Below are 7,215 nucleotides of genomic sequence, written 5' to 3'. Positions count from 1 at the left end.
CGACATAGCCGACGGCGAGCGGCGCGGCCGCCGCGCAAGCGCCGAACAAATGGGCCGCGAGCGGCAGCGAACAGAGAAAACTCATGATTTGCCCTTCTTGCGGGCGGCCGGATCGCGCGCCGCCAGCATTGCCCTGAGGTTGTCGGTCGCGGCCGCCACGACCTTGGCGGCCTCTTTGTCGCCGATCTCGCGCCAACCCATCCTGCGCAGCACCGCTTCGCGTCCGATGCGGAAATAGATGACCTGGCCGATCATCGTGAACACGGTGAGCTTGGTGGCTTCGCTTTCGGCCGGCTCGCCGGTCGCCTGCTCCCAGATCTGGCACAGCCGGCGGTGCGTCGGTTCGAAGACGCCGGCATAGATGCGGTCGAGCGCCGCCGTCGGGTGCGAGAGCTCCCTAAGTACGAATTGTACGATCTCGCCGGCCTGGGGGCTCGCCACGACAAAGCCGACCATCCGCTCCAGCGCGGCAAAGAGCTGCGCCCGCGCGGCTTCCGGGTTTGAAGGGGCGGTCGCCTGGGTTGCGCCGAGCGCTTGTCCGGCAATCATCTGGATGGTCTCGACGATATAGTCGGCGGCGGCGGCGCGTAAGCCTTCCTTGCCGCCGAAATGATAGGCGATCGAGCCGATATTGGCCTTGGCCTCGGCGGCGATCTCCCGTGTCGAGGTGCCGTCGAAACCTTGCCGCCCGAACAGTTTGAGAGCGGCATGGACAAGCGCCGCGCGCGTTTGATCGGCGGTAGAGGTTTCTCGTTGTGGCTTTTTGGTGCTCGCTTCCTTGCTCATGACATTGATTTAATCAATCGATTGATTAAAGTCAAATTGATTCTCGCCTCGGCTTGCCATGTCCGTCCCCACACGCTTTAGTGCGCGGCCATGGGCAAGGAAGTTGAGCGCAAGTTCCTGGTCGCCGGCAATGCCTGGCGTCATCTGGTCGAGGCGGATATCCGCATCCGCCAATTCTACGTCGCCGCACAGCCCGGCCGCACGGTGCGCGTGCGCATCAGCGACGGTGCTTCGGCGGAACTGACACTCAAGTTCGGCGACAGGGCGCGCGAGCGCGACGAGTTCGAATATCCGATCCCGCTCGCCGAGGCAGAGGAGATGATGGCGTTCGCCATCGGGCGTGTCATCGAGAAGACACGCCACCATGTTAGACACCGCGGCTATCTGTATGAAGTCGACGTGTTCGGCGGAGCGCTCTCGGGGCTCGTGGTCGCGGAGTTGGAGACGCCGGAAGACGTACCTGACGAAATGCTGCCCGACTGGCTCGGTCGCGAGGTCACCGGCGAGTCAAGATTTTACAACGCGTCGCTGGCCCTCGGGGGGATACCGGAGATCGCCGCATGAGCTTTCGCATCGATCCGCGCCTGCCGCTCACCGGCGAGGTCAGGCGCATATTGACCGACGAGATCGGCAAGGCGCTCGGCCATCTCGAGACGGCGCGCGACAAGCCGGAGCAGGGGCTGCACAAATGCCGCAAGCGGCTGAAGAGCATCCGTGCCTTGCTGCGCCTGGTTCGTTCCGGAGACGAACCGTTCTGCCAGACCGAAAACGAATGTTATAAGCAAGTGTCGGCGCTGCTTGCCGGCCCGCGCGAGGCGACCGCGCTCATCGAAACGATCGACCGTCTGGCCGAGGCCTTTCCGGAACAGACCGCCGGCGGCGGCCTCGATCCCGTCCGCGAGCGGCTGGCGCTGCGCCAGCATGAGCTTCATGCCGGCCCGGGCCTCGACGCCGCCATAAATGCCGCGATGGCCGCCTGCCGGGAAGGGCTGGAGCGTATCGACAGGCTGTCCCTGCCCGACCAGCCGGAACAGGCGGCCGATATCCTCGCCGAGGGCGCCCGCGCCATCTTGCGGCGGGCGAAAAAGGCGCTCGACAAGGCCGGCTCGCGCGGCGAGGCCGATGACTTTCACGACCTGCGCAAGGCGGCCAAGACGCACTCGATGCATCTGTCGCTGCTCGGCCGCCTGTGGCCGACGCCGATCAAGGCCCGCCGCAAGGCGGTCGACAAGCTTGGCGAGTTGCTGGGCGAACTGCATGACGTCTTTGTCATGCGCGCGCTGCTCGCCGCCGACGGCGAGCCGCTCGGCCCGCCCGACGACACGAAACTGCTGCGCAAGCTGTTGAAGCGTTCGGAAAAAAGCCTCGGCAAGGCTTGCCTCTCCGAGGCCGCCGAACTGTTCGGCGACAGCCCCAGGCGTTCCGCCAAAAGGCTCGCGCGCAAGGCGCGCGCCGACCTCGCGGTTCCGCTCGAGGAAGCGAACGCTGCCTGATCATGGTCTAAGTGGCCGGCCTGTGCTAATCGGCGTCTGGGATGACTGCGCCGGCCGAAACCCTCCTGGACCGACTTGGCCGCTGGCTCGCCGGCCGGCTGCAGGATGAATCCTCGGGCTATGAACCCTATACGCCGTCCGATGCCGAAACGCTGCGCCGCACGCTGCAGCCCGGCGACGTCCTGCTCGTCGAGGGCAACCAGAAGATCTCGGCGGCGATCAAGTACCTCACCCAGTCGACCTGGTCGCATTCGGCCTTCTATGTCGGTGATGCCTTGCCGCTGCCCGAGGACGGTTCGGAGCGGCCGCGTCTGATCGAGGTGACCCTCGGCGAAGGCTGCGTTGCCGTGCCGCTCTCGCGCTACCGCACCTACAATACCCGCATCTGCCGGGCGAGCGGGCTGACGCCGGAGGATCGCGACAAGGTCGTTGCCTTCATGATCGGCAAGCTCGGCCTGAGATACGATCTCAAGAACATTTTCGACATGCTGCGCTTCTTCCTGCCGACGCCGCCGGTGCCGGTGCGCTGGCGCCGCCGCATGCTGGCGTTCGGCTCCGGCGATCCGACGCGGGCGATCTGCTCGACGCTGATCGCCGAAGCCTATGGCCAGGTCCGCTATCCGATCCTGCCCGAGATCACCCGCGCGCTCGGCCGCGCCTCGGCGCAGTCGAGCTATATGCGGCGGGAGATCCTGCACATCCGCCATCACTCGCTTTACACGCCGCGCGATTTCGACCTGTCGCCCTATTTCCGTATCGTCAAGCCGACGCTGGAGTACGGCTTCGACTACCGGGCGGTCGCGTGGGGAGACACGGCGACCGATTCGGAAGAAAAGGCCGCCGAGTAGGCCTGCCCGAGGCGATCTCGCCCGCCATTCCTGCAGAGAGGCCGCGCCCGAGCGCCGCTGGCGTCGCGCGGAGATGTCATTCCCCTAAAAATGCCCTCAGCCGCCTCAGCACCAGATCCGGAGCTTCAAGCTGAGGCAGGTGGCCGACGCCAGGCAGCGTTTCGAACGACGCCTGCGGGATCAGCGCATGAAGCGCCTTGCCTCGCGTCAGCGGAATCCAGGGATCGTCCTCGCCCCAGATTATCTTTACCGGACAGCGTATGTCCCCGAACATCGGCTCGATTTCGGCGGTATATCTTTCATCGGCTTGCGCGAATTGGCGATAGAAGCTTGCGCGCCCGTCCTCGGAAAGCCACGGCTCGACAAGTTTCTCGAAATCTCCGGAATCGACGTCGTTTACGATGGCTCCCTTGATGTATGCCTCCACGACCGCTCTGTGGATATGCGGTGGCAGGCCCAGAAAGGCATCCACGTGGCGACCGACATGATCGAAGAACTCCGATCCCCAAGGACGCATCGCGACAACGTTCATCAGAAGATACCGGTCGAAGTCGCAGCCATGCAGCAAATGCGCCCGTAGCGTTGTCGCTCCACCCATATCGTGGGCGATGACGATCGGACGTTCGATATCCCAAGACGCAAGCATCTCGGCGAATATTTTTCCTTGCACGTCGAGTGACGTGCGCTGCCCCGCGTCTTTTTCGGATTGCCCGTATCCGGGCATATCATACCAATGAACGCGATACCGCCTTGCAAGGTTCGGAATGATCCGATGCCATGAGAACGAAGACCACGGCCAACCATGAGCCAGGACGAGTGCAGGCCCGCTGCCCAGTCGACCCGCTGCCACTGTGCCCGCGGATGTTTGCACGGTCTCATCGAGTTTCCACGTCATCCAATACTCTCCCCGGGACTGCGGGTGCCAAGCGCCAAATTTCAACCATTAGGCCGGCAGCGGCCGCCGTCCTTTTGCTCCCGAAGCTATTCGCGCACCGGCGTCGCGCGGATGCGGTCCGATCGGCATGATCGCCGGAAACGGCGTCGCGCCGAAGGCAAAGGTCCATTTGTAACCGACAAGCTGGTCTTCCGGCGTGGTGTGCTGGTCGTGATGGGCAAGCAGCCTTGCGCGCTCGGCAAGGTCCTCCGCCTCGCGCCGCACCATCTCCGCCGTTTCCGGCCGCATCCGCCGGGAGAAGCTGACGAAGGTCGCTTGGCCATCCATATGACCGATCGCCCAGCCGATGAAGTTCTTGTTGGTCGTCTCGAAATGCGGCTTCAGCGGCCCCTCGAAATCCCACTGGATGGGTGTGTCGACCAGCAGCCTGGCTGAAAGGCCGCGCCCGAGCGCCACGAGCCCAAGCTCTTCCAGATCGCGCAGATAGAGGAACATCGAGGCTTCGCTCAGGCCCTGCGAGCGCATGATGCCTTCGGGCGTGAATTTTTCCGACAGCATGATGAAGACGAAGAGCAGCGCCGGCCGCGCGGCAAGCCTGCGCTCGATCTCCGGCGCGACGTGGTTGGCCGGTCCCGGCCCCCGGCTCATCGAGCCCAGCACATTCTCCAGCTCCACTTCCGCCGCAGCGCAGATCTCCATCAGCCGATCGAGCTTGCAGTTCCGCTCATGGAAGATGCGCTTCACCGTCGGCTCGGAAACGCCCATGCGCTCGGCCAGCGTCCGGTAGGTCAGGCCCTTGGCCTTCAACGTCCGTTTCAGCGCCACGAAAATCGGACCGTTCATGGAATGCACCTCGTTTGCATGAATTCGTATCGATCTTCGATACTACGTGCGAACAGTCTTCCAGAAAAGTATCGAAAAACCTAGCTCTTCGCCGTCACCACAGGAGAGCACCATGAAGACCCTCATCGCTTCGACTTTTCTCGCCTTCGCTGGCATTGCAGCGGCTTCTGCCGCCCAGGCCGGCGAGATCTGGCGCGCCGGCGGCTTCGAGCAGCCGGAATCGGCGTTGTTCGACGCCGCCAACAAGCGCATCGTCGTCTCCAACATCGTCGGCAATCCCGGCGATGCCGACGCCAACGGCTATTTGTCGCTGCTGTCGCTGGACGGCAAGGTCATCATCCGCCACTGGGTGGACGGCATGGACGCGCCCAAGGGCATGGCGATCTCGGGCGGCAGGCTTTACGCCGCCGATATCACCAAGGTCCGCGTCGTCGACATCGCCAGCGGCAAGCTGGTCTCGACCATCGACGTGCCGGGCGCGGTTTTCCTCAACGACATGACGGCCGATGCCTCGGGCAAGGTCTATGTCAGCGACATGCTCGCCGACACGATCTATCGCCTTGACGGCGACAAGCCGGAGCTGTTCGTGAAGGATGCGCTGCTGGCTTCGCCCAACGGCGTCTTCGCCGAAGGCGACCGGCTGATCGTCGCGTCCTGGGGCAAGGGCATCAGGCCCGATTTCAGCACGGCGGAGCCGGGCGGCCTGCTCGCGGTCGATCTCGCCAGCAGGAAGGTGACGCCGCTGCCTGGCGCCAAAAGATTCGCCGATCTCGACGGCGTCGTCGCCATCGGCGACGATATCTATGCCACCGCCTACATGACCGGCACGCTTTACCGCTACCGTGCCGGCGGCGCGCCGGAGGCGATCGCCACCTTCAAACCGGGCAGCGCCGATATCGGCACCGACGGTGAAAAGATCTTCGTGCCGCTGATGGGCGAAGGCGCCGTCGCGGCGCTGAAGATCGACTGAGGGCCGCTGCGGCGGCGGGAACGGCGTCGATCCGGGTTGGACTGCCATATCGACGCGGCTGCCATCTGGTTCTGCCGCTCGCTCCGGGATATCCGGCAGCAAATTCCCGTCACATGAGCGAAGCCGTGAAGACATCCAGCCTGACCGGCGCCGTTTCCCCAATGATCCCGGTGCTTGTCTGCGCGCTGGCGATCTTCCTGCTGTCCGGGATGGACGCGGCGATGAAGTCGCTGGTTATCGCGGTAGGCGTGTACAATACGGTGCTGTGGCGCAGCATGGTCGCGACCTTGATCGCGGGCGCGGCCTGGTCGGCGGGGCCGCGCTCGAAGCCCACCCTTCCGGTGCTGGGGCTGCATGCGCTGCGCGCCGCGGTTGTCGGCATCATCCTGCTTTTGTTCTTCTGGGGACTCGCCAGATTGCCGCTCGCCGAGGCGATCGGGCTCAGCTTCGTCGCGCCCCTGGTTGCGCTGCTCCTCGCCGCGCTGTTGTTGGGCGAACGTATAAGGCGGCAGGCTGTATGGGCGTCGCTGGCCGGTATCGCGGGCGTCGCGATCATATTGGCCGGCCAGTTTGGGGCGGCAAGCCATTCGCAAGATGCCCTGTTCGGCACGGCTGCGGTGCTAGTATCGACGGTGTTCTATGCCTACAATCTGATCCTCTCCCGGCAACAGGCACTGCTGGCCAAGCCGGTCGAGATCATGCTGTTCCAGAACCTCTGCGTCGCAATCATCCTCGGTCTCGCCGCGCCATGGCTCGCCGTCGCGCTGCCGAAAGACCTCTGGCCTCACCTCGTCGGGGTGGCGGTGCTGTCGCTCGCCGGCCAATTCCTGATGAGTTGGTCCTACGCCCGCGCCGAAGCGCAATATCTGATCCCGACGGAATACTCGGCCTTCATCTGGGCAATCGCGTTTGGCTGGTTCTTCTTCGGCGAGGAGGTGGCCTGGACCACGCTGGCAGGGGCATGCCTGATCGTCGCCGGCTGCCTGATCGCCGCGCGCGCAAACCCGAAACTTGCCGAGCCGATCGAAGCGGCGGTTTGAGGGATCCCGGTTAGCTGGGAGGTCAGCCCTGCGGACTCTGTGCCGTGACGGCTTTGAACCGCACGCCTCTGCCGCCGCGCTCGCTCGCCTGGCTTTCGCCGATCAACTCCACCCCGATCTCGTCGAGCGCCTGGATGACCTTCATCAGCGAGTCGACCACGCCCCTGACGACGCCTTCGCTCGCTTCCATGCGCTGTATGGTCGGAAGCGAAACCCCGGCGCGCTCGGCGAGCGTTCTCTGGTCGATACCGGCCAAGGCTCTCGCGGCGCGCATCTGTGCGGCAGTCATCATCGGCTGGAATCCATATCTGAATATGCAATATCGATATCTAATATAAAT

The 7,215-nt window shown here is 64.2% G+C and carries 9 protein-coding genes; 5 read left to right on the top strand and 4 right to left on the bottom strand.

Going from position 1 to position 7,215, the window contains the following annotated elements; translation table 11 throughout:
- Positions 1-81: 81 nt before the first annotated feature.
- Positions 82-786, bottom strand: a complete 705-nt coding sequence (locus EOA38_RS22785; RefSeq protein WP_126091007.1) for a CerR family C-terminal domain-containing protein — start codon at positions 784-786, stop codon at positions 82-84.
- 90 nt (positions 787-876) lie between these two features.
- Between EOA38_RS22785 and EOA38_RS22780 the strand changes: the two genes are divergently transcribed.
- Genes EOA38_RS22780 through EOA38_RS22770 form a run of 3 tightly spaced genes read left to right on the top strand, consistent with a single transcriptional unit; the run spans position 877 to position 3,127 of the window.
- Entirely contained in the window at positions 877-1,350 is a 474-nt protein-coding gene (locus EOA38_RS22780; RefSeq protein ID WP_127300315.1) for a CYTH domain-containing protein, read from the top strand.
- The gene (locus EOA38_RS22775) at positions 1,347-2,279 is read left to right on the top strand and encodes a CHAD domain-containing protein (RefSeq protein ID WP_127300314.1); all 933 of its coding nucleotides are present in this window, start codon (positions 1,347-1,349) and stop codon (positions 2,277-2,279) included. Before EOA38_RS22780 ends, EOA38_RS22775 begins: the two co-directional genes overlap by 4 nt.
- 41 nt (positions 2,280-2,320) lie before the next feature.
- Positions 2,321-3,127 (top strand): lipo-like protein, encoded by an 807-nt coding sequence (locus EOA38_RS22770; protein ID WP_126091004.1) that lies wholly within the window; start codon positions 2,321-2,323, stop codon positions 3,125-3,127.
- 76 nt (positions 3,128-3,203) lie between these two features.
- Here the strand turns inward: EOA38_RS22770 and EOA38_RS22765 are convergent, their stop codons facing one another.
- Both EOA38_RS22765 and EOA38_RS22760 read right to left on the bottom strand, forming a co-directional pair.
- A complete protein-coding gene (locus EOA38_RS22765; RefSeq protein WP_127300313.1) occupies positions 3,204-4,022 on the bottom strand; it encodes an alpha/beta hydrolase in 819 nt (272 codons plus the stop codon).
- Between the two features lie 48 nt (positions 4,023-4,070).
- Positions 4,071-4,865, bottom strand: coding sequence for a helix-turn-helix transcriptional regulator (locus EOA38_RS22760; RefSeq protein WP_127300312.1), 795 nt, complete (start codon positions 4,863-4,865; stop codon positions 4,071-4,073).
- 112 nt (positions 4,866-4,977) lie between these two features.
- On the opposite strand from EOA38_RS22760, the gene EOA38_RS22755 reads away from it, so the two are divergent.
- Together EOA38_RS22755 and EOA38_RS22750 are read left to right on the top strand one after the other, a co-directional pair.
- Positions 4,978-5,835, top strand: a complete 858-nt coding sequence (locus tag EOA38_RS22755) for an ATP/GTP-binding protein (protein ID WP_127300311.1) — start codon at positions 4,978-4,980, stop codon at positions 5,833-5,835.
- A gap of 113 nt (positions 5,836-5,948) precedes the next feature.
- Positions 5,949-6,875, top strand: a complete 927-nt coding sequence (locus EOA38_RS22750; RefSeq protein ID WP_127300310.1) for a DMT family transporter — start codon at positions 5,949-5,951, stop codon at positions 6,873-6,875.
- Positions 6,876-6,897: 22 nt separating this feature from the next.
- On the opposite strand, the gene EOA38_RS22745 is transcribed toward EOA38_RS22750, so the two are convergent.
- Positions 6,898-7,167, bottom strand: coding sequence for a helix-turn-helix transcriptional regulator (locus EOA38_RS22745; protein WP_127300309.1), 270 nt, complete (start codon positions 7,165-7,167; stop codon positions 6,898-6,900).
- Positions 7,168-7,215: the final 48 nt, after the last annotated feature.

Source organism: Mesorhizobium sp. M1E.F.Ca.ET.041.01.1.1, assembly GCF_003997355.1.
Classification (GTDB): domain Bacteria; phylum Pseudomonadota; class Alphaproteobacteria; order Rhizobiales; family Rhizobiaceae; genus Mesorhizobium.
The sequence above is the reverse complement of the archived record's forward strand: the minus strand, read 5'-3'. Positions and strand labels throughout refer to the sequence as shown.

What these genes read in the sequence shown, in the direction of transcription:
- EOA38_RS22780 (WP_127300315.1), top strand. Translation starts at nt 877, where the DNA reads ATGGGCAAGGAAGTTGAGCGCAAGTTCCTGGTCGCCGGCAATGCCTGG.
- EOA38_RS22745 (WP_127300309.1), bottom strand. Translation starts at nt 7,167, where the DNA reads ATGATGACTGCCGCACAGATGCGCGCCGCGAGAGCCTTGGCCGGTATC.
- EOA38_RS22770 (WP_126091004.1), top strand. Translation starts at nt 2,321, where the DNA reads ATGACTGCGCCGGCCGAAACCCTCCTGGACCGACTTGGCCGCTGGCTC.
- EOA38_RS22765 (WP_127300313.1), bottom strand. Translation starts at nt 4,022, where the DNA reads ATGACGTGGAAACTCGATGAGACCGTGCAAACATCCGCGGGCACAGTG.
- EOA38_RS22750 (WP_127300310.1), top strand. Translation starts at nt 5,949, where the DNA reads ATGAGCGAAGCCGTGAAGACATCCAGCCTGACCGGCGCCGTTTCCCCA.
- EOA38_RS22755 (WP_127300311.1), top strand. Translation starts at nt 4,978, where the DNA reads ATGAAGACCCTCATCGCTTCGACTTTTCTCGCCTTCGCTGGCATTGCA.
- EOA38_RS22785 (WP_126091007.1), bottom strand. Translation starts at nt 786, where the DNA reads ATGAGCAAGGAAGCGAGCACCAAAAAGCCACAACGAGAAACCTCTACC.
- EOA38_RS22760 (WP_127300312.1), bottom strand. Translation starts at nt 4,865, where the DNA reads ATGAACGGTCCGATTTTCGTGGCGCTGAAACGGACGTTGAAGGCCAAG.
- EOA38_RS22775 (WP_127300314.1), top strand. Translation starts at nt 1,347, where the DNA reads ATGAGCTTTCGCATCGATCCGCGCCTGCCGCTCACCGGCGAGGTCAGG.